The sequence below is a fragment of the uncultured Gemella sp. genome (genome assembly GCF_963529685.1).
Taxonomy (GTDB): Bacteria; Bacillota; Bacilli; order Staphylococcales; family Gemellaceae; genus Gemella.
Genome location: NZ_CAUSAI010000013.1, coordinates 1 through 26,716 on the forward strand (window position 1 = coordinate 1; position 26,716 = coordinate 26,716).

The 26,716-nt window shown below is 30.9% G+C and carries 24 protein-coding genes and 1 riboswitch; of the genes, 15 read left to right on the forward strand and 9 right to left on the reverse strand.

All coding sequences use genetic code 11. The features are described 5' to 3' along the window. Together RWS90_RS03335 and RWS90_RS03340 are read right to left on the reverse strand one after the other, a co-directional pair. Positions 1 to 781: YhgE/Pip family protein (locus RWS90_RS03335; protein ID WP_314548606.1), on the reverse strand; the 781-nt coding region annotated here is incomplete at its 3' end. 546 nt (positions 782 to 1,327) lie between these two features. Next, positions 1,328 to 1,882 (reverse strand): flavodoxin family protein, encoded by a 555-nt coding sequence (locus RWS90_RS03340; protein ID WP_314548607.1) that lies wholly within the window; start codon positions 1,880 to 1,882, stop codon positions 1,328 to 1,330. Positions 1,883 to 2,152: 270 nt separating this feature from the next. Between RWS90_RS03340 and RWS90_RS03345 the strand changes: the two genes are divergently transcribed. The 5 genes from RWS90_RS03345 (at position 2,153) to yycI (ending at position 8,291) form a co-directional block, all read left to right on the forward strand. Beyond that, positions 2,153 to 3,151: a hypothetical protein gene (locus tag RWS90_RS03345; protein ID WP_314548609.1), complete on the forward strand. Its 999-nt coding sequence runs from the start codon at positions 2,153 to 2,155 to the stop codon at positions 3,149 to 3,151. 388 nt (positions 3,152 to 3,539) lie between these two features. Further along, the gene (yycF, locus tag RWS90_RS03350) at positions 3,540 to 4,244 is read left to right on the forward strand and encodes a response regulator YycF (protein ID WP_314407484.1); all 705 of its coding nucleotides are present in this window, start codon (positions 3,540 to 3,542) and stop codon (positions 4,242 to 4,244) included. Beyond that, complete coding sequence (locus tag RWS90_RS03355) at positions 4,244 to 6,172, forward strand: ATP-binding protein (RefSeq protein WP_314548611.1); 1,929 nt, start codon at positions 4,244 to 4,246, stop codon at positions 6,170 to 6,172. Before yycF ends, RWS90_RS03355 begins: the two co-directional genes overlap by 1 nt. An 11-nt stretch (positions 6,173 to 6,183) precedes the next feature. Next, entirely contained in the window at positions 6,184 to 7,497 is a 1,314-nt protein-coding gene (gene yycH / locus RWS90_RS03360) for a two-component system activity regulator YycH (protein WP_314548614.1), read from the forward strand. Beyond that, the gene (yycI, locus tag RWS90_RS03365; protein WP_314548617.1) at positions 7,494 to 8,291 is read left to right on the forward strand and encodes a two-component system regulatory protein YycI; all 798 of its coding nucleotides are present in this window, start codon (positions 7,494 to 7,496) and stop codon (positions 8,289 to 8,291) included. The genes yycH and yycI overlap by 4 nt, the downstream gene beginning before the upstream one ends. A gap of 85 nt (positions 8,292 to 8,376) precedes the next feature. Here yycI and RWS90_RS03370 read toward each other — a convergent pair whose 3' ends face one another. Further along, positions 8,377 to 8,811: a DNA starvation/stationary phase protection protein gene (locus RWS90_RS03370; RefSeq protein ID WP_314548619.1), complete on the reverse strand. Its 435-nt coding sequence runs from the start codon at positions 8,809 to 8,811 to the stop codon at positions 8,377 to 8,379. 251 nt (positions 8,812 to 9,062) lie between these two features. Here RWS90_RS03370 and yidD point away from each other — a divergent pair, with 251 nt between their 5' ends. Then, a complete protein-coding gene (yidD, locus tag RWS90_RS03375; protein WP_314548621.1) occupies positions 9,063 to 9,314 on the forward strand; it encodes a membrane protein insertion efficiency factor YidD in 252 nt (83 codons plus the stop codon). 242 nt (positions 9,315 to 9,556) lie between these two features. On the opposite strand, the gene RWS90_RS03380 is transcribed toward yidD, so the two are convergent. Together RWS90_RS03380 and hemH are read right to left on the reverse strand one after the other, a co-directional pair. Then, the gene (locus tag RWS90_RS03380; protein WP_314548623.1) at positions 9,557 to 10,072 is read right to left on the reverse strand and encodes a rhodanese-like domain-containing protein; all 516 of its coding nucleotides are present in this window, start codon (positions 10,070 to 10,072) and stop codon (positions 9,557 to 9,559) included. 304 nt (positions 10,073 to 10,376) lie between these two features. Then, positions 10,377 to 11,594, reverse strand: coding sequence for a ferrochelatase (hemH, locus tag RWS90_RS03385; RefSeq protein WP_314548625.1), 1,218 nt, complete (start codon positions 11,592 to 11,594; stop codon positions 10,377 to 10,379). Between the two features lie 326 nt (positions 11,595 to 11,920). Here hemH and RWS90_RS03390 point away from each other — a divergent pair, with 326 nt between their 5' ends. After that, the gene (locus tag RWS90_RS03390) at positions 11,921 to 12,277 is read left to right on the forward strand and encodes a DUF1310 family protein (RefSeq protein WP_314548627.1); all 357 of its coding nucleotides are present in this window, start codon (positions 11,921 to 11,923) and stop codon (positions 12,275 to 12,277) included. Between the two features lie 163 nt (positions 12,278 to 12,440). On the opposite strand, the gene RWS90_RS03395 is transcribed toward RWS90_RS03390, so the two are convergent. The 3 genes from RWS90_RS03395 to RWS90_RS03405 all read right to left on the reverse strand — a co-directional run bounded on the left by RWS90_RS03395 (position 12,441) and on the right by RWS90_RS03405 (position 17,065). Further along, positions 12,441 to 13,001 (reverse strand): ECF transporter S component, encoded by a 561-nt coding sequence (locus RWS90_RS03395; RefSeq protein WP_314548630.1) that lies wholly within the window; start codon positions 12,999 to 13,001, stop codon positions 12,441 to 12,443. A 199-nt stretch (positions 13,002 to 13,200) separates the two neighbouring features. Further along, positions 13,201 to 13,313, reverse strand: a riboswitch (FMN riboswitch). Between the two features lie 120 nt (positions 13,314 to 13,433). Next, positions 13,434 to 15,236 carry a glutamine--fructose-6-phosphate transaminase (isomerizing) gene (gene glmS, locus RWS90_RS03400; RefSeq protein WP_314548631.1) on the reverse strand — a complete coding sequence of 601 codons (1,803 nt, stop codon included), beginning with the start codon at positions 15,234 to 15,236 and terminating at the stop codon, positions 13,434 to 13,436. A 1,022-nt stretch (positions 15,237 to 16,258) separates the two neighbouring features. Beyond that, positions 16,259 to 17,065 (reverse strand): DUF6612 family protein, encoded by an 807-nt coding sequence (locus RWS90_RS03405; RefSeq protein ID WP_314548633.1) that lies wholly within the window; start codon positions 17,063 to 17,065, stop codon positions 16,259 to 16,261. Between the two features lie 313 nt (positions 17,066 to 17,378). Between RWS90_RS03405 and RWS90_RS03410 the strand changes: the two genes are divergently transcribed. From RWS90_RS03410 to RWS90_RS03435, 6 genes are all read left to right on the forward strand, one after another. Beyond that, positions 17,379 to 17,711, forward strand: coding sequence for a PadR family transcriptional regulator (locus tag RWS90_RS03410; protein WP_314548635.1), 333 nt, complete (start codon positions 17,379 to 17,381; stop codon positions 17,709 to 17,711). Continuing rightward, positions 17,704 to 18,219, forward strand: a complete 516-nt coding sequence (locus RWS90_RS03415) for a DUF2812 domain-containing protein (RefSeq protein ID WP_314548636.1) — start codon at positions 17,704 to 17,706, stop codon at positions 18,217 to 18,219. Before RWS90_RS03410 ends, RWS90_RS03415 begins: the two co-directional genes overlap by 8 nt. A gap of 4 nt (positions 18,220 to 18,223) precedes the next feature. Next, entirely contained in the window at positions 18,224 to 18,766 is a 543-nt protein-coding gene (locus RWS90_RS03420) for a hypothetical protein (RefSeq protein ID WP_314548638.1), read from the forward strand. 44 nt (positions 18,767 to 18,810) lie between these two features. Next, on the forward strand, positions 18,811 to 19,713 hold the full coding sequence (locus RWS90_RS03425) for an ATP-binding cassette domain-containing protein (protein WP_314548640.1): 903 nt from the start codon (positions 18,811 to 18,813) through the stop codon (positions 19,711 to 19,713). A 2-nt stretch (positions 19,714 to 19,715) separates the two neighbouring features. Next, positions 19,716 to 20,915, forward strand: coding sequence for an ABC transporter permease (locus tag RWS90_RS03430; RefSeq protein WP_314548641.1), 1,200 nt, complete (start codon positions 19,716 to 19,718; stop codon positions 20,913 to 20,915). Between the two features lie 118 nt (positions 20,916 to 21,033). Beyond that, complete coding sequence (locus RWS90_RS03435) at positions 21,034 to 22,347, forward strand: amino acid permease (RefSeq protein WP_314548643.1); 1,314 nt, start codon at positions 21,034 to 21,036, stop codon at positions 22,345 to 22,347. A 293-nt stretch (positions 22,348 to 22,640) separates the two neighbouring features. On the opposite strand, the gene RWS90_RS07860 is transcribed toward RWS90_RS03435, so the two are convergent. Beyond that, positions 22,641 to 22,745: a putative holin-like toxin gene (locus tag RWS90_RS07860; protein ID WP_331709136.1), complete on the reverse strand. Its 105-nt coding sequence runs from the start codon at positions 22,743 to 22,745 to the stop codon at positions 22,641 to 22,643. 1,263 nt (positions 22,746 to 24,008) lie between these two features. On the opposite strand from RWS90_RS07860, the gene nox reads away from it, so the two are divergent. Continuing rightward, positions 24,009 to 25,391: a H2O-forming NADH oxidase gene (nox, locus tag RWS90_RS03440; protein WP_314548644.1), complete on the forward strand. Its 1,383-nt coding sequence runs from the start codon at positions 24,009 to 24,011 to the stop codon at positions 25,389 to 25,391. Between the two features lie 366 nt (positions 25,392 to 25,757). After that, entirely contained in the window at positions 25,758 to 26,573 is an 816-nt protein-coding gene (locus tag RWS90_RS03445) for an MBL fold metallo-hydrolase (RefSeq protein ID WP_314548645.1), read from the forward strand. The last annotated feature ends 143 nt before the right edge of the window (positions 26,574 to 26,716 follow it).

Here is a 26,716-nt window from a genome sequence, read left to right on the forward strand (position 1 = left end):
CCCCGTTACTAAGTTTTTGTCCCCCTTCGCTAAGACGACCAAGTCCAGCAGCAAGACGGCCAGAACCATCAGCAAGTTGGTCAACCCCGTTACTAAGTTTTTGCCCCCCTTCGCTAAGACGACCAAGTCCAGCGCTAAGACGACCAGAACCATCAGTAAGTTGGTTAATACCGCTACCTAGTTTTTGTCCCCCTTCGCTAAGACGACCAAGCCCGTTGTTTAGTTGGTTTGTAGCGTCTGCAGCTTTTTGAAGAGAACCTCCTATTTCAGAAAATTTACTGTATAGAGTTGCTGTATAAGTTTTTACAACTTGATCTTTAACTGTGTTTGTTAAATTACTCGCTACAGTTTCCATGATTTTTTCACCATTTTTACTCTTTGTAAAGTTAGTAGTAAAATCAATGTTCATTTTCTCTGGGTTTTCGTTTGATAATGAGCTAGCGTTTTTAGAAAAGTTTTCAGGAATAGTAACTACCATGTAGTAATTTCCTTCACGCAATTCTCTTTCAGCCGTGTCTTTATCGACGAATTGCCAATTTACTTTTTTATTTTCTTTTAATTTTTCAACCATTGAATTTCCGACTTCTAGAGTTTTCCCATCAAGGTCGACTTTTTTGTCTAGGTTTACCACTCCAACTTTCATATTTCCGGTGTTATTATATGGATTCCAGACTGCTTTTAAGAAAGTTCCTGCATATAAAATTGGTACCAGAAGAACGATAGCCATGGTGATAATTAACCCTTTACTTTTCATAAGGCTATTAAATTCTTTTTTTATCATAATTCCTCCTAAGAAATTCTATAGCTAAAATTTTAATATTTAGTTTAATGATATAATAATATATCACTTTAGTTATTCTACAATTATTTTTAATAAAAGTCAAAATATTTTTAAGTAATAGTAAAAAAATAAGTTTTAAAGATGGTAAGTGTTGTTTATATAAGAGATAGAGATTGTAACTCTTATAAACAAGTTGTACTTACGAAATGGTTACTATTATAGGTTTAATGAAGTTTCGCTTTTTATGAGATAAACTTATAAATGAATATATATTAATTAAAATTGTTTTACTATTTTATACCGATATAAGTCCTAATTAATGAAAAAATAACTTCACTATTGTGAAGTTTGATATTGTTATAGGTTGAAGACATAGAATTTGGTTTGTGGATATTAGTGAAAAAGAAAAACGACTAAGTAAGGGCGTGACTCAAAATCGTGATTTCGGAGAAACAAGATTTTGTCGGGTCAGCACCTTCTTAAGTCGTCGTTGTATTATTATCGGTAAATTATATGTTGTTAGTGTCTGAGTATATATTAAGAATATTATACTGTCGCATGAGACATTCTATAATTTAATAGGTTATCAAAGCAATCTTGGGCATCTGTTAAGTCCTTCATATCTGGATGTGAACGTGATTCTTTAACCATATCAACAAGGTCTGGCGTTACTTTGTGGATGAAGTTAGGATCGTGCCAAGCAAGTATTTTGAATACTATCATGACCTTTGAATCGACTTTGCCTTGGCACACAAAAGTTTCATGGATTCTATTATTTCTTTCTTCCATAAATGCAATATAGTTGTTTATAGAATCATCGGCGTGATAATGCTCACGAGGAACACCGCAAGTTAAAAATAATGCTACATCCTTATTATGGATTTGTTGTTGATCTATAAAACGTTGCATATTTTTGTTGGCGTTAGTTTTATCAGTCCAGGCTCCTAGTATATAAAAATCATATTCTTTTTCAAGTTTTTTTCTTTGTTTTTTTATATCAAGTAGGTCCACCTCTGCTTGATCTTTTATTTGTTCATAGATAGCCTCAGCTACTTTTCTTGTGTTTTTTGTTTTGCTAGAATAAGCAAGTAAAATTTTCATAATTAAACCTCCTCTTAGGGCGCGGGAGTAAGATAGATTAATCCCGTATTAATTAAAATTACATATTTATTATATCAAAAAAATATAAAGTTTTAAATAGATAACTGAAAACAATAATCAATTATAAAATTAATATAAGATAAAAGTAAAAAAATTTAAGGGATAAGTAATAAATTAAAGCCTTTATGTTTATAAAATAGGAAATATTTCTTATTTATGATAAAATACTAATTGATAATAAAAATGATTAATGAATTTATAGGAGTAGTAATGGATAGGTTGTTTGAAATATCTAGTTATGCATCGTTTATAGTGTATCACATAGAAGCTATGGATAAGATAAAAGTTCCGAGGATGATGATACGTGAATATATAAATTTACAAAAAACAGTAGGGAGTTTTCCTGAAGAGTTAGAATATGTAGTAAGTTTTTATGATGAGAAGACAGGTAGCAGCGGCGCATTGTTTAAAAATACAGTTGAAGAAAATTATATTCTAGCTTATACAGGGACAAATTTTTATTTTGATAGACAAAAAGATATGTATGCTGATGTTGTTGGGATATGCTTAGGACAAGGAGAACATCTTACATCGTGTTATAGGTTTTATATTCGTATGAGGAAGAAATATGGGGATAATATTATCTTGACGGGGCACTCTTTAGGTGGTAGTATTGCACAACGTGTAGCAATCGAATATGATGTAAAAAACAGTGTGGTTTTTAATGCGGCTCCTATATATTTGATAGGTGGAATAGATATTTTCATGGATAAAGAAAAAGATGAAGAATTGTACATGATTCGCATGAAAAAATATCTTAGAAATGTGAAGAAGACAGCGATAAAAAAAGCGGCATTTACAGGGACAATAAAAAGGATAGTTTCTGAGTATGACATATTTACTCGTATATCGGAGTTGCTTTCTATTGGTTATTATGTAGGTGAAGAAATTATAGTAAAAGAGGCTGGTTTACATGGTATTAAGAGTTTCTTAGGAATATATCAAAAGTCTTTTGGGAGTAATTTTAAAAAAGGTGAAACAGAAGAAAGCTACTTATCGAATGAGTATAAAGATTTTAGTCTCGCAGAAGTTGGAATTTTGAGTAATTTTTCTGAAGAACGTATAATAGGGTTAGAACAGCATTTAAATGAACTTTTAATAGGTGATAAGATAATAACTAATTTGAACAAAAACCCGTACAATGTTAATTTTGAGTTCTTTATAAAGATTATATTAGAAAATATTTCCAAAAAAAGAGGAATGATATAAAAATCCACCATAAAGATAATTTTCTGGCTTGATTTTTGTAGAATAATTTTGAGCAAAACATAATTCTCATCCAGTAATTTTTTAGGATGAGGATTTTTTCTTTAATAACGATGTAAATATGTTGCTAAAGTAATATAAAATAAATTTCTGGGGATAATCTTTTGTTTGTTTTGCCTGTTAACACTAAGTGATAGGGAGTTAATCGTTTGCTTAAAGTTGTAACTTATAGAAGAAAAATGATATAATATAGATAGCTTTATATATTTATATCTATCTAGGGTGTTTAAAATATAAACTAATTTTAATAAAAAATATATTCTAAAGTGTTTTATATAAGAACAAGAGTATAAAATTTTCAATACTTAGTATGGACCTAAGGAGGACAGAGATGGCTGAATATAAAATACTAGTAGTCGATGATGAAGAACCGATTGCTAATATACTAGATTTTAATTTGAAAAAAGAAGGCTATGATGTTATTGTGGCTAATGATGGTGAAAAGGCAGTAGAGTTGGCTTTTAATGAAAATCCAGATTTAATTTTACTAGATTTGATGTTACCTAAAAAAGATGGTATGGAAGTATGTAGAGAAGTGCGTGCTAAAAAGAATATACCTATTATTATGTTAACGGCGAAAAATAGTGAGATTGATAAGGTTCTTGGACTTGAATTTGGAGCTGATGATTATGTGACTAAACCTTTTTCGACACGTGAGCTTATGGCTAGGGTCAAGGTGAATTTACGTCGCGTTACTAAACAACAAGAGGAAGTTGTTGAAGAGAAGAATGGTAGTGATCTTGTGATTAAGGATATCGTTATTTACCCAGAAGCGTATGTTATTAAGAAAAATGGTGAAGAGGTGGATCTAACAAGAAGAGAATTTGATTTGTTCTACTACTTAGCTCAACATCGTGGTCAAGTATTAACACGTGAGAATTTATTGCAAACAGTATGGGGTTATGACTACTTTGGGGATGTTCGAACTGTAGATGTGACTGTGAGAAGATTACGTGAGAAGGTTGAAGATGACTCATCACAACCGGAATATATAATGACACGACGCGGTGTTGGCTATTTTATAGGTGAAGAATAATGCGTTTTTTCGAGAAGAAGTTTAAGAAAAGATTCTTTTCATCAATCCGAACTAAGTTCGTAATAGTGTATGTATTGGTTAATATAATTTCTTTACAACTTATCGGATTGTTCTTTACAACGCAATTAAGAAACAGTAATATAAATACATTTGAACAAAATATTATTGAACAAGAAAAAATTCTGAATTACCATGTTCGTGAAGAGCTTGATAAGGTTAATGGTAATAATGATGACAGTTCAAAAATTCTAGGAGACAGTCTTGTTAATAATGGATCTACTAAGAGTGTACATGATTCGAAAAGTGGTGTAGCTAAGCTTGTGAGTGAATTTAATATTCAAAAGTTATTGTTGGTAAATGTTATAGACAATAATTCAAAAATTTTAGCGACTTCATCGAAAAATGGGAATGATGAGTATCTTGCTAAAAGATCTTTTGATCCTTTGGTAAGTCAGGTTATCAAAACAGGAGAGAGTACAAAACAAATTCAAAACAATGCAGATAGTAATAAGCGTGTTTGGATTTATGTCAGCCCTGTAAAAAAAGATAATGAAGTTATTGGGGTAATTTCACTCATGGCTGACATAGAAAGTGTTTACCAAGAGGTAAACAGTATTACTAAAATTTTCATAGTAGGAACTATCTTGTCGATTTTAATTACTACTGTTATAGGGTTTGTAGCTTCAAAAACTGTAACGAGTTCTATAGAGAAAATGAGTTCTCAGGTTAAGAAGATGGCTTTAGGGAACTATGGTACAGTAGTTGGGATAGATGCAGATGATGAGATTGGAGATTTGGCAAAAGTATTTAACCAAATCTCTAAGAGGATAGAAGAAGAGCAGGCGGTAACAGAGACAGAACGTAGAAAACTAGCGACTATTATCGAGAGTATGATGGATGGGATTATTACAACCGATAATAATGGAAGGATAATTCTAATAAATACTAGCGCTGAGGATATGTTAGGTGGACGTGACGATGAAATTTTCATCGGAAAAGACGTATTAAAAATTCTTAATATCACGGAATATGAGAGTATAGAAGAGATATTAGAAGCTGAAGATAGCTTGCTTGTTAATGCATCAAAAAGTGAGGATGAACTGCTTTTGAGAGCTGAGATTTCTAAGATAGAAAAAGAAGATACTGAGGATTTAACTCAGATGTCTACGGAGCTAGAAGGATATATTGTCGTGCTTTATGACGTAACAGATCAAGAACGTCAAGAAAAAGAACGACGCGAATTTGTATCAACTGTATCTCATGAACTACGAACGCCTTTGACAACGATGAACAGTTATATTGAGGCTTTAGAAGAGGGTGTTCTTGAAGATAAAGACCTTGCACCACAATTTATCGATACTATTCATAAAGAAACAACGCGTATGATAAGAATGGTAAATGAGCTTATGCAACTTGGTAAGATGGATATTAAAGAAGAGCATTATGAGAAAGAATTTATCGATATAAATAAAATGCTTGAGCAAATTACCGATAGGTTTGCATTAACTCATCCTGAGAAAAACTTTATAAAACATATCTCTAAAACGCCGATATTTGTAGAAGGAGACCAAGATAAACTTACTCAGGTATTTGATAATATTGTCAATAATGCGATAAAATATTCTCCAGATGGTAAGAATATTACGGTAAGGGTTAGGCAGAATTATCACCACAATAGGGTAAGTATTTCTATAAAAGATGAAGGAGTAGGGATACCGCTGGTTCATATTGATAAGATTTTTAATAGATTTTATAGAGTTGATAAAAGTAGACAAAGAAGTATGGGTGGAACAGGTTTAGGATTAGCTTTAGCTAAGACTATTGTAGAGGCTCATAAAGGTCGTATTTGGGCGCAAAGTAGAGAGGGATATGGAAGTATAATATTTGTTACCTTACCTTGTGAACAAATCGATGATGAATGGTTATAGAGGTAAATAGTATGAAAAGCAAAAGGAAAGAAACTGTAAAGTCAGTAGTGTTAGGGTTATTAGTCTTACTGAGTTTGACACTATCTTATCTTATTATTACTTATCAACCAGATTATGAAATTTTCACAAAAAGAGCTACACAAAAGTCGGTAGATTCAAATAAAGATAATCTTTTAAATTTCTTAATACCTGATAGTATGGTGAAAAACTACTCAGGATCTAGAGAGGAACCGATAGTTCAGAATTCGATAACGAAAGTTGCGAGTGTGGATGCTGTTAAGAATAAAAGAGTGTTGAAAGATTTATTATCTATTCTTTCAGATAGTGAGAGTGTAGAATCTAGAGTTAGAAATCGCAATATTGAAGAAATTACAACTAATAATATTGAGAAGATTTTAATAAATTATCAGGTGACTTTAGATTCTGCATTAGTCAAACCTTTATTCTTTTCTGAAGAAAATTCTAATATAAGTTTAGAGTTTGATACGATAGCTTTATTAAAAGATAGACCTAATATGATTTATCTATATAAAAAGGATGATAAAAACTATCTTCAAATTACTTTAAAAGAAGAAATATATGAGAAAATAGATAGTAAATTCAATGAGAAGAAGCAAAATTATGCTAAGTATAGTTTGAATAATAAGTTCATATATTTAAAAGAGTCTGATGAAGATGATATTATAGATGAATATAGTGCTGAAGATGTTAATTTAAATAAGATGGCTAAAGATATTTTCGAGAAAAAAGATAATCTTAGAATAAGTAATGAAGATGAAGTAACAGATGGCTATGGAATATTAAGATTGATAAACAATAGATTAGTATATACAAACCCATCGAATGAAGGTGGTCGCGAAGTTGGAGCAACTGTAGCGATAAATAATACAATGAGTTTCTTGGAGTTGGGTTATGTAGGGGATACGAATTATCAACTTACAACGGCTTTGGATGGAATAACTATTTTCCAAGAAGCGTATAAAGAATCTGTAGTTTTTAGTAGAGAAGGTTATGCTGATATTATTTCAGAAGATAATAGTAGTGGAATATATAGACTTACATCTCCTAAAAAGTTAACAAAAACCTATCTTTCATCGAAAGAAGCGGAAATTTTTTCAGTAGAGAAAACAGCGTACGTTATAAACTATCTTTATGACAAAGTGGATCTTAAAGAAATAGGAGATATTGTTTTAGGGTATGAAAAAATCTACAATATGGATAGAAACAGTTTTAGTTATATTCCGGCATGGTATGTGAAATACAATGATAGATACGTAAGTTTTAAAAAAATAAAAGAGATGATAAATAATGGAGAGAGACTATGAATTGGGGTAAAATGAAGACATTATTTATTTATTTGTTCATTGCTTTGAATGCTGTGTTATTGACTTTTTATGTATATACGGTTCAAAAAAACAAAACAGAAATAGTGCAAGAAAAAGAAATAATAGAGCGTGCTATGAAAAACGATAATATAACAGTAGAGGAAAATACTACGAAACGTGATAATTTAGGGTATGTCAATGTAACAATTTCTGATTTAAGAGATGTCCGAAAGGAAGATAGTAGCTTAAAATATGAGGTTGAAAATATCGATAAAACTTCTACGTTAAAGGTTACTTCAGAAAATGTTATAACTAATATCAATAAGAATAGTTATAGAGCGGAGTTAGATTCGTTTTTGATTGAAAAGATGAAATTTAGTGCGAATTATATTTTTTCTAGTTATAACTCGGTGAAAAATGAAATTATTTATGAACAACAAATTGACAGTTTTAGAGTATTTTCAAATAAAAATGCAAGAATTGTATTTAAGGTTGAAAGCAATGGAGAGATAAAGAGGTTTACTTTAACAGGGGTTTCTAATATAAGAAAAGATAAAAATGAAACGTTGGTCTCTTCTAGCCAAGCCATAAATAGACTATATCATGAAGATTTAGTTCCGAAAAACTGTAAAGTCAGAGCAACTTTAGGTTATTACACTTACATTTCGCAGACGGAAAATCAGGTATTAATACCGACGTGGAATGTAGAGATAAGTGGTAAGGATGGACAGGTAAGTAACTATTATGTAGATGCTATAAATTTAAATATTTTAAATAGAAAAGGTCAGAGTTAATCTTATGGATATAAAACCCGAATAATAAAATTTCTTTTATAGAAGAGTTATTATTCGGGTTAAAGTTATTTATTACATGGTTTGATTAGTCAGCTAAGTAAGCACGTAGCATCCAAACATTTTTTTCTAATTGAGTTTTTAATCCTAATGCTAAGTCAGAAGTACCTTGATCTCCTTCTTCTTCAGCAACGCTCATAAGAGTAGTAAGATCTGTGATTAATAATTCGAAGTCGTGGAATACAGATGCAACCATTTCTTTAGTTGTTTCTTTTTCAGTTGCCTCTTGGATTGTTGCGATTTCTAAAGCTCCTTTAAGAGTAGAAACAGGACGACCTCCGATTGCTAATAATCTTTCAGCTACTTCGTCTAGAGTCTCAGTTGTGTAGTTATAGTAGTTTTCAAATACTTCGTGCAGTGTGTAAAAGCTGCGCCCAGTTACATACCAGTGGAAGCTGTGTAATTTCGTATATAATACTGTTAAGTTTGCTACAAGTTTGTTTAATTCTGTTTTACGTGTCATTTTAAATGTTCTCCTTTATTTTTTAATTTATGTTTAAATTATAACATTATGAATTACTTATGTAAAGTTAACAGATTCTTAAAAGTTATTGAGAATTATTCTCTGAAAAGATGGTTGTTGTTACAATATTTCCTGAGGTGAAGAAAAACGATTGATAATTGATATCGATAATTAGAGTGATAGAGATAAATTAAAATAAGTTGAAATAAATATGCTGGATTGATAAAATTAGAGAAGAAAGGAGTAGATTGATGGCAAGATTTTGTATTTTTTTGATAAATTTATATAGACGATATATTTCTCGTTACACAAGACCGACATGTAGATTTTCTCCTACGTGTTCGACTTATGCATTAGAAAGTTATAAGAGATTTGGCTTTTTTCTTGGAACTTATTTAACTGTAAAGAGACTTTTAAAATGTCATCCTTTTTATAAAGGTGAATATTTCGATAACGTTCCTTTATTTAAACGAGATATTTTTAGATTTAGAAATAAAAAATAAAGGGGGTTGACTTACTTGGTCAAACCCTCTTTATTTAAGGCGAAATTGTTGTGTTCGGATAAAAATTTGGAGTTTTGATTGGGTTTGCTGGATAGAAAAGGGGTTATTCCAACAAATTAACTATTCTAAAATTTAAATTAAAGTATTTGTGAGGTAAATCCTCATTATTATCCACAAATGATAATTATATCCCAAGAGTAGAGTAAATCCTTATTGTTATCCGTGAATGCTAATTTTAAAAGTTATTTATCGATGCTATTTCCGGCATCTAACCATGCTGCAATTCCGCCTGGGAATCTATAAACATTTTTATAACCTGCTTCTTTAGCTAGAACAGCTCCGACGTGACTTCGTTCACAAGCTACAAATCCGCAATATATGACTATTTTTTTATCTTTGTTAGTTCCTAGAGTTTTCAGGAATGCTTCTTTTTCTTCCGGTTTCAAATCTTTCATTTCTTTTGGTAATCCGGCGTTAACTGCACCTTTTATTTTTGTCTTTTCAAAGCGTTCTGCGGGAATAGTGTTAATTAAGAGCATATCTTCTTTGTTGTCGATTGATTTTTTCAACTCATCTGCACTGATTAGATTGTAATCGCCTGTTTTTGTTGCCTTAACAAGTTTGATAGAAGCTTTTTCCACTTCGTTTTCTTTTCCATCTTTTGCAGATCGGTTGAGTCCATCGCCACTGCTGCATCCTACTAAAGATATCGAAAGTAGAATACCTGACAAAGCCAGTGTTATTTTATTTCTTTTCATGAATGTATCCCTCCTTTAATTTCACTTTTATTATAACATATTTTTTTGTTATTTCAAACATTTAATAGTAAAAAAATTATTTTATTTAAAATAACAATCCTGCTAATATTCTGTATTTTTAGATACGTAAACAAAAATTTATATTTTAAAATATATAAAAAATAATAAAAAAGCTAGAAATTTATAGATAACTTCAATTAGAATCCTATCTGGAAATTTTACAGATTATACATAATAAAAACTCTGTTACGAGATAGAAAGTAACAGAGCTTTGATATTTATCTTGGAAAAAATTTATTCAGTTTTATTTTTTGTCTATTATTTTTTTTATAAACTTGAGAACTTTTATTTTAATCGTGATATTTTTACGAGATAGTGTCTTCTTGATTAAATTAGATAACTTAGGTTTATGTTCGCTATTTTTATTAGCTAACATTTCCTTAACGAAATCAGGCATTTCAATTTTTTCGCCATCTTTTTTATTAGCCAACATTTTTTTAACAAAATCAGGCATTTCGGGTTTATCACCATCTTTTTTGTTTTCTAACATTTTTTTAACGAAATCAGGCATTTCCGCTTTAGATTTATCCATTTCGTTAAATGTTGTTTTCTCAGGATTGTGATAAGCAAAAGAATTATTTTTATTAACTTCTATGGCTGATACTAAAGCTTCTATTAAGCGTGGGTCATCGTTTGGCATAGGAGGACGGTGATAAGTAACTCCAAATTCCTCGCAAAGTTCACGGCATTCAATATCATTATCAAAAAGCACTTCAATATGTTCGCTGATAAAACTTATAGGTACAAATATATAGTGATTTGGATGATTTGTTTGTTCTTTTAAATATTCAAGAACATCAGGTTTAATCCAAGGCATACCTATGTCACTTTCACTTTGCCAAGTATTTGTGTAATTAACTTCATTTAGATCTAGTTTTTCAACAATAAGTTTAGTCATATCGAAAATCTGGCCAACATATGGATCGTTGTATTTTAGTGCGATTTCAGGAACGCTGTGAGCAGTAAAAATAACTTTAAAACTATCGTTTTTTACTTTTTCATCAATAATTTTTTTAATTTCATCAGCCCAGAATTCAATAAGTTTTTCTTCCTTATACCAAGATTTGATTATGTTGAATTTGATTTTATTACTCTTAATGAATTTTTCATATCCCATAATAGAATAGAATGAGTAGTGTGGCTCCAGTATCAAGCATATGCATTCTTCGATACCATCATTTTCCATATTTGAAATTATATCAGAAATATAAGGATTCGAGAATTTGTTAGCAAAATATACTTGATAGTTATTTTGAACAGCTTGTTTTAGAAGTTCAACTTCTTTAAGAGTTATTTCTTGAAGTGGAGAACCTTCGATACGAAGGTAATTTTCTAAAAGTGTATTAATTTCTTCGTCATCAGGTCTTATCCCCCGTCTAATATTAGTGAAAAAGTTAGCTACCCCTTCGAATGTATATTCTTCAGGCGTCCCATATGTCATAACTAAAATAGCTTTTTTCATTTTTTAACCTCTCATTATAATGTAGTATATACGATTATACCATGTTTTGTATTAAAACACACGTATTCAACCACTAGAACAGATAACTATTATCGATTACTAATGTTATATAATTAATATTATAGTTTGTGTGTTGTTATAGTGTGAAGGATACGTTGGTAATTAATGTATTATAAATTAATTTTATTATAAATTATGTGAAATTTTTAAAATACTATTGCAAAAACAGCTGAAAAGGTATAATATAAAAGATAACTAAAAAGTTCGCTAATAAGAGAGTTTGAAAAACTCTGATTGTAAAGTATAGAATAAGGAGGAAGTATAAAGTGAGGAAAAGAATATTAGGAGCGGTAACATTTCTTGCAGCTATAGGTGGTGTTATTTATATGAAAAATAACCCTAAATACAAAGAAATAGTAAGAGTTGTAAAAACAGCGGATGCACGTGGATTTTATGAAAAATTAATTTTAGAAAAGGATAAATTGGCTTTTACTGCAAAGGCAAAAATTAAAGATTATAAAATTGACTATGAAAGTATAAGAAATGTAGGAGAGAAAATCTATGCGCGATTAATTGTCAATAATGATGAAAAACTTAATATTGATACAGTGCTTAACGAAAAAGACACTAATATTGAAGAAGTGGCACATTCAGAAAAATTAGATGAATTATTAAAACAATAGTAGTTAAGGGGGGATGATTATTTTTCTTCTCTTTTAACTTGGATTTTTTTGGATAAGTATGCTAAATAATTTCCTAGGAAATTTATAAAAAAGGAATCATCCATTACAGTAAGGTGAATGTAATGGATGATTTTTCATGGTTAATTAAATTGGTTTTATAATATTATGCGAAACGGCTTCGAATGCTAGTTGGTATAGATTTATAAACACTTTTAGTAACGAAGAATAAAATAGTTACTAAAACACCTTTTAGTAGGTTGAATGGAACGATACCAACAGCAACAATAGTTTTTACGTTAGTTACGATATCGGCTAAATTCATAATATATCCGTATGCTGGAAGTAATACGAAATAGTTAAGTAGAGACATGAATACTGTTATAGCTAAAGTCCCTAAAATACCGCCAATAATAGTTTTTGTAGTGCCTTTTTTGTAGAATAATACGATAATGCTAATAAAAGTAAATTCTACAACGATATTAGCAATTGAACCGATTGGTTCATGCGACAATAAGGCGAAGTGAAGGAAGTTTTTTAAGAATGCCACTAAAAGTGCATCTTTATATCCTAATAATAATAACGCCATGAATAGCGGTATAAACGTGAAATCAAATTTTAGAAATGGTGGCAAGAATGGCACAGCAAAACTAAAAAAAGATAGAAGTAGAGCAATAACTGCAAGCATTCCACTTAAAACAAGTGAATGAACATTTTTTTTGTACATATTAAATCCTCTTTCCTATCTTCATAGGCAAAAAATAACCGCAATATTATTTTGAAAGGGTGTGATTTAAAACGCATTAGAAATAAAAAACACCACTTTAAAAATTTTAAAGCGGGACTGAAAGGTATGAAAAATAAGCATTACATAGGGCGTAGTACAGTAAATATACATACGGCAAGTATGTGTAAGTTTATTTATTCTATATCTTCTATCATCCAGACTGTACTGTCGGTTTTGGAATTTCACCAAATCAGCTTGCGCTCGCGGACTTTAACCGCCGGTCGGGAATTTCACCCTGCCCCGAAGATAATTTAAATCATTTTTATATTTTTATTATAAACTGAAGGTTTTGATTTGTAAAGAGAAAAGGCTTAACTTTTTTTAAAAAATAAGAAAGAGGCTTGTTTTTTACCGAGCCTCTTTCTAAAATTATTATTCTACTGTTACTGATTTAGCTAAGTTACGTGGTTTGTCTACGTCTAATCCTTTAGTGTAGGCTGCATAATATGCGAATAATTGTGTAACTACGATACTTGCGATTGGAGTAAGATCTTCATTTACGTTCGGAATTGCGTAATCGCCTTTACGAGCTAATTTTTCTAATGTAATGATTAGAGTATTAGCACCGCGGCTAGCTACTTCACTTACGTTACTACGTGTGTTTAAGTCTAATTTAGCACTTGTGATAAGAACTACTACAGGTGTTCTTTCTTCGATAAGGGCGATTGTACCGTGTTTCAATTCTCCTCCGGCAAATCCTTCTGTTTGAATGTAAGAAACCTCTTTAAGTTTTAAAGCTGCTTCACATGCACTGTAGTAGTCGATTCCACGTCCGATATAGAATGCATTACGCTCTGTGAATAAGTTTTTAGCTAAGTCTTTGATAGTTTTTGTATCATCTAAAATTGATTCGATTGCTGAAGTAATTACTGATAATTCTTTCTCGATATCAAATTTAGGTTGTTTAGAAAGTTGTTTAGCTACTTCGTAAGCAAGTATGCTTAGTGTTGCGATTTGAGCAGTGTATGCTTTAGTAGAGGCAACGGCGATTTCAACACCTGCATGAAGTAATAATGTATAATCACACTCACGAGATAAAGTTGAAGCATCAACGTTAGTAAGTACTAAGAACTTATAATCTTCACTTACGCTACGTAATTTTGTAAGTACGGCACGAAGGTCAGCTGTTTCTCCTGATTGAGAAAGGAAGATGAACATTGGTTTTTTAGATAATAATGGTACGTTATAAGCAAATTCTGATGCTAAGTGTACTTCTGCAGGGATACCAGCCCATTTTTCGAAATAGTTTCTCCCTACTAAACCAGCATTATAACTAGTACCACAGCCGATAATGTATAATCTATCTGCATTTTTCACATTGTTAATAATTTTGCTGTCAATATTAATATCGTGTCCGTCAAAGTAATGAGAGATAATATTACGCATTGCTCCTACTTGCTCATGAATTTCTTTAATCATATAATGTTCGTGGATACCTTTATCGATTTCTCCAGCGTTTAAGTTAGTTGAAAAGCTGTCACGTTCTACAATATTACCTTCTTCATCTTCGATAGTTACGCTATCTTTTTTCACAATAACAAACTCACCATCATTGATTTCTAAGAAGTTGTTAGTGTATTTAATCATTGCTAAAGCATCACTACCGACATAGTTTTTGTTTTCTTCTCCTAGTCCGATAAGAAGTGGACTTTTATTTTTTGCTACATATAATGTATTTTTATCTTCTGTATCGATTAAACAAAGTGCATAAGATCCTTGAAGTTTTGATACGGCTTTTTTGAAAGCCTCTTTAGTATTGAGACCTCGATCGCTATAAATTTGTACTAACTGAACGATAACTTCAGTATCAGTTTCAGAAACAAGTTCTACACCTTTGAAAAATCTTTCTTTAAGTTCTTGGAAGTTTTCAATAACTCCATTATGAACTAAAATAAAACGTTTGTTGAAGCTTTGGTGAGGGTGAGAGTTGGTTGTGTTAACTCCACCGTGAGTAGCCCAACGTGTATGTCCAATACCTAATTCTAGGTGAAGGTCTTTAGGTAATAGGGCTTCTAGGTTTTTAATACGACCTACAGACTTAGTAACGCTAGCCTCCCCGTTAACGACACCAGCAATACCAGCTGAATCGTATCCACGATACTCAAGGCTGCTAAGTCCATCGATTAAAAATTTAACTCCATTTGTTTCTCCAACAAATCCTACAATTCCACACATATAAAAAATTCCTCGCTTTTTCTTTAATTTACTTTTATAGAAAGTACTATAAAGTTTTATACCTATGCTCAAATATATTATACTTCATATTATGCTTCTTTAAGTTTATGTAAACTTTAAAAGAAGACATAATGAGCTTATAGAGAGGTGATAATGATTTTGAAGGGTATTTGCTATCACTGTGTTCCTAGGAATATAAAAGAACTGTGGGAGCGACTTAACATACTTTGTGAAATATTATACTTTTATCTATCCTAAATATTTCGTCGTCTCTTCGTTCCTAGAAATATTAAGATCTACCCCAGCAGTGGCAACTAAAGTTTTTTACGTCATTCTTCCTTAAAAACTAAGTTGGGAGCGATTTAAAAATCGTGATTTCGAAGAAATCGATTTTGTCAAGTCGCCCCCGCACAGTTTATTAGATTTCAAAAGAGCTTTTTAAAGCGAACTTTGAAATCAATAAACCACTGCGACTAGGTATGATTTAACATACATTGTGAAATATTATACTTTTATCTATCATAACTATTTCGTCGTCTCTTCGTTCCTAGAAATATTAAGATCTACCCCAGCAGTGGCAACTAAAGTTTTTTACGTCATTCTTCCTTAAAAACTAAGTTGCTGTTGCATACGCTGTACCTAAGTATCTTGTCGTCACTATGTTCCTAAAGATACAAAGGTACACCCCATTGTACATTATCTAACGAAACTCTCTGGTTCCGAAAAAGCATCCGCCGAATTTTCGATAACTTTTTTCCTCGTCAACTAAATTCAATTTAACCTTTAGAACTTAGTTCGGGCGCTATAACTATAATGTAAATTTACCTCCTAATTTTCATCGTATATACTATTATACTAAATGAAAAGAGTATTGTAAAATCAAAGGATTTCTAATGTTGAATGATTTAATTTTAAGAGTTTCTAGTAACAATTTAACCCTAAATTTTATATGTTGAATATAGAGTAGGTTAATATCTCAATAGAAAAACCTACTCACCATATTGGTAAGTAGGCTTAGTCTATTATTGTTGTTTTTGAGCATCAGTTGCTACTTCTTTAGCGTTTTTCACTTCATCAGGTAGACTGATTTCTTTAACGTTGTTTACATTAGAGTACTTAGTGATTTGTTTAATTTTCATTGTAGTTGGAGTTGGAGTGTTTTTAGTTGCAAGTTCCATTGTTACTTCGTTGTTAACAGGAGTAAAGTCCTTAGTTACAACAAGTTTGATTGAAACATTTTTAAATTCTACGTTGTTAAATGCATCAGCGTTTACTTCGTTTCCTGAAGACGCGTTTGCTATTGCAACCATAAGTTCTTTAAATTGGTCTCCGTTTCCAGTGTATGTTAGTACGTAGTTTCCATTTTCTTCTGTTTTCTTGAAGTCTTTAGCGATTTTTTTATAGAATTCTAAGATTTGATCTGAACTTGCAATTTTTTTAAGATTTTCAAATTGAGCAGTTATAGCACTATTAGAACTTTTAACCCACTCGTTTTGTCCTGTTGATTTTGCATAAGCAGTCCCATCTTTAATATATAATTCTAATGTTTGACTTTGTCCTTGAGCTTTTACTTCAGTAGTTGCTTTCATCGTTAGTGGATTAATAATAAGTGAACCAGATACTGTGTTTTCAACTGTTTGAGTTTGTTCACCGACTAAGATTTCAGAGCTGTTAGTTGCTACAAAGTCTGTACTTTTTAGATTTTTAGATGTTTCTATTGATTTATTGATAACCTGTTCAGTAGAAGCGCCCGTGCTACAAGCAGCTAAAGTAACTGATAGAATAATTGTTGCAATAATCAATAGATATTTTTTTAATGATTTTGTCATGTGTCTCTCCTTAACTTTAAGTAAAATAGACGCGAATAGCCTATTTCAATAAATTTTAGTTTTATAGAATTATTCTACCATATAATAAGGTATATTACTACACTATAAGCATATTTTTAAAATATCTGTAATAAATAGAGTGGGATAAAGAGGATGTTTTTGTTTTTATTTTATGATTTCATAATATTTTTTGAGAAAATCATAAATTATCTATTGACTTATATCAATGATGGATATATAATTATATCAAAGATGGATATATCGATGATAGATATAAATAAAGAAAAGCTCTAAGTAGATTAGGAGGGATAAAATGGCAAAGTTAAGCCCTTATGAAACGGGCGAATTAACGGACAGTATATTTTTTACACTTCTAGTTTTAACAGAACCTATCCATGGTTATTTAATAATGCAAAAAGTAGTGGAGATTACAGATAATAATATTATTATCGGACCTGCGACTATGTACACAACTTTAGGTAAGATGGTTTCTGTTGGCTGGATTGAAGATAAAGAAATCGATAATTCGAAAAAAGAATATTATATTACTCCAAAGGGTATGGAGGTTTTGGAGAAAAATTTAAAACTTCGACAGTTTTTACTCGATGTAGCTAAGAAGTTTATAGGTGGTGGAAGTAATGAGTAGATATAAGGTGATGCATACCTTTGCTTTAACAAATAAAAGACTCATGAGAAAATTAGAGAGATATAGTGAAAAGGGCTGGCACTTTAAAAAGTTTCTGGGGTTCTTAATTTTATTAGAAAAAGGAGAAAGAACCGATTATAAATATGAACTGGTATATGATAAAAAGTTCGATGCAGAACGTCAAGATTTTTATAGATTCAACGGTTGGGAAGTAGTTAGAAATGGTATTTTTTGGCAGATACTACGTGGTGAACCTACGGCAACTACATTATATACAGATAATTTGAGTGAAGAATACATGTGGCTATATAGAATAAGATTTAATGCGAAAATCATGTTAGGATGCTTTCTTATAGCTTTGGTGGCGCACATAATAAATGAATTTTTAATGGCATCTGAAGTAATAGATTTTATTTTAGGAATGTTTTTTGGATTTGGTCTAGGACTAGGTGCTGTAAATATAGCGTTCTTTATAAAATATTTATTTTTGAAGAGAAGAAAGGATTGAATTTATGAAGTATAAATATGTTCCGATATTTATAAGCTATGATAAAGTAGCGGATAAAATGAATCATCTTGCTGCTCAGGGATATGAATATGATAAAGAGGCTATAGTCGCAATTAGAATGAAGAAAGTCTCAGAGTTTAGTGATAAGCAATATAAGTTTATCTTTGATAAAAACTTTACACCAGAGATAGAAGAGTATTATAAAGTAAGTGGCTGGAAGCTTCATAAGTTTCAAGTTTACAATTTGTTTAGGTTAGCTGAAGGGGCTTCGAGTTCGTATCCAATATATACTGATACCGAGACGGAATTAGAAATTGTTAAATATAGATTGTTAAGATTTATAGTTATGTTTATTTTAATAAATATAATAGGGGTATTGTATTTTACTAATATTAAATGGGTAATTAATAGTGGAATACCTGATGTGTTAGCCATGTTAATAGGTGGATTAATAGGTGGTATATTTGGTTACTGTATAGGTGGACTTGGAATGTTTTTACCGAAATATTTCAAGTTAACAAAAGAAATAAAAAATAATGAAGAATAAAAGGGGATTTAACTTTTAATAAGTTAGGAAATGAGGTAAGGGCTATGATTTTAGAATTTAAAAATGTAGAGAAAAGTTTTGGTAATAAAAAGGTTCTTAAAGGTGTTAGCTTCACAGCGAAAAGTGGAGTGGCTAATGGATACCTTGGACGAAATGGTAGTGGTAAAACGACAAGTTTTAGAATACTGTTAGATATATTTAAGCCTGACAAAGGTGAGATTTTACTAGATGGGAAACCTTTAGATCACAGTAAGGTGAAAATTGGGTATTTACCAGAAGAACGTGGAATGTATGACGGGGTTGGTTTAGTAGATCAGCTTACTTATTTCGGAATGTTAAAAGGTATGAAGAAGAAAGCTGCACAAACAGAAGCAAAAAAATGGCTAGAGTACTTTGAATTAGAGGATAGTAAACAAGCATTAAAAACATTATCTAAAGGGAATGCGCAAAAAATTCAAATTATCCAAAGTGTTATGAATGATCCAGATATTCTTGTTTTTGACGAACCGTTCAGTGGACTAGACCCGGTGAATGTATCGAAGTTAAAAGAAATTATTACAGACTTTATTAAAAAAGATAAACTAGTTATTTTCTCATCTCACCAAATGCCAGTTGTGGAGACATTCTGTGAGGATATTAATATACTAGAAAAAGGGGAAATTACTCTAAGTGGTAATTTAGATTATATTAAAAAACAATTAGGACATGGAAAAATGATCTTGAGTGTTAGTGGTTTTGAGAAAGAGGAACTGCTTGCTAATCTTAGAGCTGTGCCACTAGATATTGAGTATTCATTAGTACCAGAGGGAGTGCTTCTTGATTTTAAAGATGAAGGAGCTAAAAAAGAACTTTTAGCAAGATTAGCTGGAAGTACATTCAATATAGAAGAATTTAAACTTTATAAACCAACGTTAGAAGAAATTTTCAAAGAACAGGTAGGTAAGTAATTATGAAAAATTTTAGTACAGTATTTAATTTTGAATTAAAACAATTTTTTGCTAAAACATCAACAAGGGTTATTATGTCAGTGTATTTCATTATAGCTATAGGTATAACATTCATACCGTCGATTGCGAACAGTAATCTTTTTAAAGGTGATAATAACGATAATTTTACGCGTAGTGCATATGTTATAAAAGATGCAAATATTAAATTAGATGATTTGAAAGAAGCTAAAAAATACGATAGTAAAGAGGCTTTAGAAAAAGACATTAAAGATAAAAAATTAGATGAAGGTATCGTATTAACTAAAGATAGTTATGAATATTTATCTAGACAATCTATCTTTAGTAAAGATAGCAGTGAATTCAAAGAAGCTTTTGGAAAAAATGTAGAAAAATTAGTCTATAAACAAAATGGTTTAGATTATGATAAAGTAACTAACGTAAAAGCACATCTTCCTCAACCTGTACCTGTAAACGTAAGTGGAGATTCTGATGCTCAAACTCAAGTAGTAAATGTTATAGTAGTTTATGCTCTTACATTTATTGTCTATATGACGGTAGTTCAATTTGGTAGTGTAGTTGCAACAAATGTTGTTAAAGAAAAAAGTAATAGAGCTATGGAACTATTAGTAGTCACTGTAAATCCTAGAACGTTAATTTTAGGGAAAGTATTAGCTTTATCGGTTGCGGTACTTATTCAAATGGGCTTAATCATAGGTGGTTTATTTGCAGGTCTAAAAATCAATAGTTCTAGATATAGTGATAACATCAAACACATTATAGAAAATGTAGATTTGAAAGTTCTTGGTGTCGGACTACTGTTTGCTTTAACTGGCTTTGTAATGTTTATGTTCATGTATGCGGCATTTGCTTCACTAGTTAGCAAGATTGAAGATGTCAACGGAGCGATAACTGTACCGATGTTAACATTTATGGGTGCATTCTTTGTAAACTACTATATTATGGGTTCATCTGGAGATACTAAACTAGCAGAAATTTTATCATATGTCCCATTTACATCATATTTTGTAATGTTTACGCGTTATGCAATAAGTCATGTTTCTATTCAAGAGCTAGGATTATCTTATGGTATATTAGTCGTAACTACATTGCTTGTGGCATTTGCGAGTGTTAAAGTATATAGACTAGCAACATTAAGATATGGTCAAAAATTAAACTTCTTCAAGTTATTATTTGGGAAATAGGAGAATATGTTGATGAAAAGATTCAAAAAATTCAAATTTTGAGTCTTTTCTTTATTTTTAGAAAATAAAAGGTTATAATATAGATAAAAAAAATTATGAGAAATAAGGAGACTATTTAATGAGTGAATTGAAAAGAACGATAGGTTTTATGCCGGCTTTTATGACGGTAATAGGCTCAGTAATAGGAGCAGGGGTGTTTTTTAAAGCGGCTGTAATTTATAAGACTACAGGGACGATGAGTTTAGGGTTACTTGCTTGGGTGCTTGCTGGTATTATTACTATTTGTGCAGGTCTTACCGTTGCGGAACTTGCGGCATCTATTCCTGAAGTAGGAGGGATGGTTGTTTGGATAGAGAGAACTTATGGGAAAACTGCAGCATTCTTATTAGGATGGGCGCAGTCGGTAATTTATTTCCCTGCCATGATAGCAGCACTTGCTGTTATTTTCTCTACACAAGTCTTAAACTTATTAAATTTAGATAAAGCGTGGCATTTGCCTATAGCTTTTGCAGCAGCTGCATCACTAATGTTTTTAAACTTTTTAGGTGGGGAAATTGGTGGGGTAATTCAGACGGTAGCTACTATTTGTAAATTAATACCGTTAATAGTAATTATTGCATTTGGATTATTCCAAACTGATTCACAACCATTACAATTATTGCCTATAGAAGCGGGGAAAGATATTTCATTTGCTAGTGGACTAGGTGGAGCATTACTTGCTGCGATGTTTGCTTATGAGGGTTGGACTAACGTAGGAAGTATGGCAGGAGAGATGAAAAATCCTAAAAAAGATTTACCAAGAGCAATCTTCTTAGGGCTTGCTGTTGTTATGGCGGTATATGTACTTATAAATGTAGCTTATCTTATGACTTTGCCATTAGATCATGTAGCGGGGAATCAAACTGTTGCTAGTGAAGTTGCCGGAAAGTTATTTGGCGGCATTGGTGGTAAGATTATTACAATAGGAATTCTAGTTAGCGTATATGGTGCGATTAATGGTTTCTCAATGGCGGGGCTTAGAGTTCCTTATGCTATGGCGAAAAGTGATCAGATTCCGTTTAAGCATATATGGACGAAGTTAAACAAAGGTGCTGTACCAGTGAATGCAGGATTATTAATTTTGGTAGTATCTTTTTTAATGATGTTAACTGGTAGTTTCGATATGCTTACTGACTTATTAGTATTTGTAATGTGGTTTTTCTACACAGCAACATTCCTTGCGGTAATTATACTGCGTAAAAAAGAACCAAAATTAGAAAGACCATATAGAGTACCTTTATACCCAATAGTTCCTATAATAGCTATTCTTGGTGGGGTGTATACTTTAGTAAGTACTTTAATCTCACAAACATCATTAGCCATGGGAGGAATAGCCTTAACGTTAATAGGATTATTATTTTATACGGAATTACATAAGAAATTTAAAAAATAATAAAAATAACATCGCATATTAGAAAACCTAGTATGCGATGTTTTGTTGTTATTTATTGCGTTATATATTTTTTTATGTTAAAATGAAGTTATAAAGAAGAGAGCCGTTTGCACTGACTTTACTAATAATTTCTTAACTCACTACGTTCGTAGAAATTATAGTAGTCGTAGTATAAATTATTCGTAATATTTTTCTTCAGTCTTCGACTTTGAAAAATAAACGACTAACTTAAAAGACGGTAGCTCGAATAAGATAGTTTTAATAACCATCTAACCGGCTAAAGTTAAAGATGGTTATTTTTTATTGTCATTTTTAAATGCTGTTAAGCATACTCCAACTATTGTTACAATCAATAGATTTATACCAATAATAGTTTGTACTATTTCGTAAGGTGACAACTTGCTACTCCTTTCTTCCAGATTCTGTTACTTATGAGCATAAGCACCATCCCCTTTCAAATTGAAGTAGCTACCATCTTTATCGAGAGTTGTTACACTCTCTAACTTCTCTCTCTGACCTTGATTATAGCAAATTAAATGTAGATAATCAACTATTTATAATAGTTGCTACATTAATGTTTTCAACTTGTTAATTATAGTAATTTTTACTCATAAATTTAATGTCCTAAAGGTGTAAATTGAGAAAGAAACATCGCATATTAGAAAACCTAGTATGCGATGTTTTGTTGTTATTTGTTTCTATTTTGTTATTGGTATTTTTTTGTGGTATGCTTTTCAAAAAAGAAGTTTATAAAAATTAAATTACTACAGAATTTAGAAAAGGAGAAATAATTTGAAAGAAAAAAAAGAGAATAAAGAAAAGAATGAAGACTTAATTACAAATATTATTTTAATTAGTGGAGTAGTATTCGGTTTAATTATTACGATTTATAAAATAATAGGGTAGTTACTAATATCATTTATATTTTTTGTGATAAAACATGTATATTAGATTCTAATAAATTTATACTATGTATACTGTGTTTTTTTCTATGTTTTTTTCACTTTTGTATATAATTTAATCGGACTGATTTTTTCCATCAGTCCGATTTTTTGATGAGCCAAATAAATACATTTGTGTTACTCTAAAAAGGAAAGACCGTATAGAATAATTCTATACGGCCTTTTTTACGATTTTAAAACGATTTTTCTACAGCCGAGATAGACACTTTTAGAGTACACTAAAGTTGCGTCTACATCATAAAAACATACACACAACATTATCTACGCCAGTTTTGCCAAGATTTAGAAGTTGTTTGTTTCATTTGTAGTTCTTCCTTCTAGTTTTGTTGTTTTTATTATATATATGACTATCAGGGAAATCAATAGTTGTTTTAAAAATTTTCGGAAAATTATCAGAAAATCTTCTTGGGATAATGATAATTCTATAATAGGGTGTAGTATCTTGAATGAAATCTATATTATTGTAACAGATGTTTCAGTAAGAGTAATACAATGTATATTTCCAAAAAGACTTGCATTGAGGATAGCGTTTTCATTGTTTTTTTATTTAAGCAGTGATATTGTAATTTTTAAAACAGATTAAATGAGTTAAATTTATTACTATTTTAATGATATATTTATTGATATTTCTTATTATTTATTATATAATATTGATAGTGATAATTATTATCATAAAATAAAGAAAAGAGGTATGAATAAATGAGTAAAATTGTAGTAGTTGGAGCAAACCATGCAGGAACAGCATGTGTTAATAAAATTTTAGCAACATATGGCGATAAAAATGAAGTGGTAGTTTTTGACCAAAACTCAAATATTTCATTTCTAGGATGTGGAATGGCTTTATGGATTGGAAAGCAAATTTCAGGTCCAGAAGGATTGTTTTATGCTAGTAAAGAATCTTTAGAAGAAGCAGGAGCCAAAGTATATATGAATTCTCCTGTTGAGTCTGTTGACTATGATAAAAAAGAAGTACACGTACTATTAGATGGAAAAACAAAACATGTTGAAAGTTATGATAAACTGATATTTGCGACTGGATCGACACCTATCTTACCTCCAATTAAAGGAGCAGAAATTGTGCCAGGAAACAGAGAGTTTAAAGCTACATTAGAGAATTTACAATTTGTTAAGTTATACCAAAACTCTGAAGAGGTAATTAATAAACTTAATGCTAATCCAGATATCAAACGTGTAGCAGTGGTAGGTGCAGGATATATTGGTGTAGAACTTGCAGAAGCATTTGAACGTTTAGGAAAAGAAGTAACTGTAGTAGATATAGTAGATACATGTCTTGCTGGATATTACGATCCTGAATTTTCTAATTTAATGAAGAAAAATCTAGAAGATCACGGTATTAAATTAGCGTTTGGACAAAAAGTAGAAGCTATTGAAGGTGATGGAAAAGTTGAAAGATTAATTACAGATAAGGAAACATTCGATGTAGATATGGTTATATTAGCTGTAGGTTTCCGTCCAAATACTGCATTAGGTGATGGGAAAATTGAATTATTCCGTAATGGAGCATTCTTAGTTAATAAAAAACAAGAAACAAGTATAAAAGATGTATATGCTATTGGAGATTGTGCAACTGTATATGATAATGCAGTTGGAGATACAAACTACATTGCCTTAGCATCTAACGCAGTTCGTACTGGATTAGTTGCAGCTCTAAATGCTGGAGGTGATGGAGATGTAGTCGAATCAGCAGGTGTTCAAGGTTCGAATGGTATTTGTATCTATGACCTGAAAATGGTATCTACTGGTTTAACATTAGAAAAAGCAAAACGTTTTGGTTATAATGCAGCTGTAACAGAATACACAGACTTACAAAAACCAGAATTTATTGAACATGATAACCATGAAGTAAAAATCAAAATAGTATACGATAAAGATAGTCGTGTAATTTTAGGGGCTCAAATTGCATCTAAAGAAGATATTTCAATGGGAATTCATTTATTCTCATTAGCTATCCAAGAGAAAGTAACTATTGAAAAACTTGCTCTTACAGATATTTTCTTCTTACCGCATTTTAACAAGCCGTATAACTATATAACTATGGCAGCTTTATCAGCAAAAGAATAGTAGATAAAAATTTTAAAAAAATAGAACCGTCTTAGTATCCTAAATTATAAAAAATTTATATAGGATTCATAGATGTAGTGGTTTGTTGATATCTAAATTTGTTATTAAAAAATTTTATAGATATCTGATAAACTTTGAGGAGATGACTCGAGAAGATCGATTTCTTTGAAATCGTAATTTTCGAGTTACTCCTATTTTTTATTTAGATAGTAAGGATGATTTTTCATGTGAATTAGAGTCTTTATAGAAGAATATATATAGTAATTATAGAAAGCAAACTTTATATATCCTAAAGTATTTTTATCTTAAAAATTTTTTAAAAAGGTGATATAATAGAAAAGTGAAAAATTGGTATGGAGGTGCAATTTGAAATTATCGGTATTAGCCAGCAGTAGTAGTGGAAATAGTATCTATATAGAGCATAATGATTTTAAATGCTTGGTAGATGCTGGGCTGACTGGGAAAAAAGTAGTAGAGAACTTAGCTCAGATTGAGCGAGATATTAAAGATATCAATGCAATCTTTGTGACGCATGAGCATATAGACCATATTAAAGGAGTAGGAGTATTAGCTAGAAAATATAATATCCCTGTGTATGCTAATAAGCTTACTTGGCAAAGTATGACTAAATGTGGTGAAATCAGTTCGGATCTTAAGTTTCATTTTGAAAAAGAGGAGAGTAAAATTTTTAATGATGTAGTTGTTAATAGTTTTGGAGTTAGTCATGATGCAATTAATCCGCAATTTTACACTTTCGAATGTGAAGGGAAAAGAGTAAGTATCCTTACAGATACGGGATATGTATCTGATAAGATGATTGATTATGTGAGAGACTCTCACACGATTGTTTATGAGAGTAATCATGAGGAAAATGTTCTGCTTAGTGGACCTTATCCGTGGACGACAAAACAGCGTATATTATCAGATATGGGACACTTGTCGAATACGGACTCTGCTAATTATTTAACAAAAATAGTTGGGAGCAATACGAAAAATGTTCTTTTAGCCCACTTAAGCGAACAGAATAATACTAAAGAACTTGCTCGTATGACAGCGGATATGACGCTTAAGAACAAGGATATAGATTGTGTTTTAGAAGCTGATAAAACTATCGATTGTAATGATAGAATAGTTATAATGGATACTGATCCAGTGATTCCAACAAAAATTATAGAAATATAGAAGAATATCGATGTGCAGTTTAATATGTATGTCGGTATTTTTTATTTTGTAGATTTAGGATTAGAGTTTGATATTCAATTTTCTAAATAGTCAGAAAATTCTAGTTTTTTACTGCGAATTTTTTCTTTTTTATTGCTTTTTTT

Excerpts from the sequence above, each read along its gene's own strand:
- RWS90_RS03340 (WP_314548607.1), bottom strand. The coding sequence starts at position 1,882 with ATGAAAATTTTACTTGCTTATTCTAGCAAAACAAAAAACACAAGAAAA.
- RWS90_RS03345 (WP_314548609.1), top strand. The coding sequence starts at position 2,153 with ATGGATAGGTTGTTTGAAATATCTAGTTATGCATCGTTTATAGTGTAT.
- yycF (WP_314407484.1), top strand. The coding sequence starts at position 3,540 with ATGGCTGAATATAAAATACTAGTAGTCGATGATGAAGAACCGATTGCT.
- RWS90_RS03355 (WP_314548611.1), top strand. The coding sequence starts at position 4,244 with ATGCGTTTTTTCGAGAAGAAGTTTAAGAAAAGATTCTTTTCATCAATC.
- yycH (WP_314548614.1), top strand. The coding sequence starts at position 6,184 with ATGAAAAGCAAAAGGAAAGAAACTGTAAAGTCAGTAGTGTTAGGGTTA.
- yycI (WP_314548617.1), top strand. The coding sequence starts at position 7,494 with ATGAATTGGGGTAAAATGAAGACATTATTTATTTATTTGTTCATTGCT.
- RWS90_RS03370 (WP_314548619.1), bottom strand. The coding sequence starts at position 8,811 with ATGACACGTAAAACAGAATTAAACAAACTTGTAGCAAACTTAACAGTA.
- yidD (WP_314548621.1), top strand. The coding sequence starts at position 9,063 with ATGGCAAGATTTTGTATTTTTTTGATAAATTTATATAGACGATATATT.
- RWS90_RS03380 (WP_314548623.1), bottom strand. The coding sequence starts at position 10,072 with ATGAAAAGAAATAAAATAACACTGGCTTTGTCAGGTATTCTACTTTCG.
- hemH (WP_314548625.1), bottom strand. The coding sequence starts at position 11,594 with ATGAAAAAAGCTATTTTAGTTATGACATATGGGACGCCTGAAGAATAT.
- RWS90_RS03395 (WP_314548630.1), bottom strand. The coding sequence starts at position 13,001 with ATGTACAAAAAAAATGTTCATTCACTTGTTTTAAGTGGAATGCTTGCA.
- glmS (WP_314548631.1), bottom strand. The coding sequence starts at position 15,236 with ATGTGTGGAATTGTAGGATTTGTTGGAGAAACAAATGGAGTTAAATTT.
- RWS90_RS03405 (WP_314548633.1), bottom strand. The coding sequence starts at position 17,065 with ATGACAAAATCATTAAAAAAATATCTATTGATTATTGCAACAATTATT.
- RWS90_RS03410 (WP_314548635.1), top strand. The coding sequence starts at position 17,379 with ATGGCAAAGTTAAGCCCTTATGAAACGGGCGAATTAACGGACAGTATA.
- RWS90_RS03415 (WP_314548636.1), top strand. The coding sequence starts at position 17,704 with ATGAGTAGATATAAGGTGATGCATACCTTTGCTTTAACAAATAAAAGA.
- RWS90_RS03420 (WP_314548638.1), top strand. The coding sequence starts at position 18,224 with ATGAAGTATAAATATGTTCCGATATTTATAAGCTATGATAAAGTAGCG.
- RWS90_RS03425 (WP_314548640.1), top strand. The coding sequence starts at position 18,811 with ATGATTTTAGAATTTAAAAATGTAGAGAAAAGTTTTGGTAATAAAAAG.
- RWS90_RS03430 (WP_314548641.1), top strand. The coding sequence starts at position 19,716 with ATGAAAAATTTTAGTACAGTATTTAATTTTGAATTAAAACAATTTTTT.
- RWS90_RS03435 (WP_314548643.1), top strand. The coding sequence starts at position 21,034 with ATGAGTGAATTGAAAAGAACGATAGGTTTTATGCCGGCTTTTATGACG.
- nox (WP_314548644.1), top strand. The coding sequence starts at position 24,009 with ATGAGTAAAATTGTAGTAGTTGGAGCAAACCATGCAGGAACAGCATGT.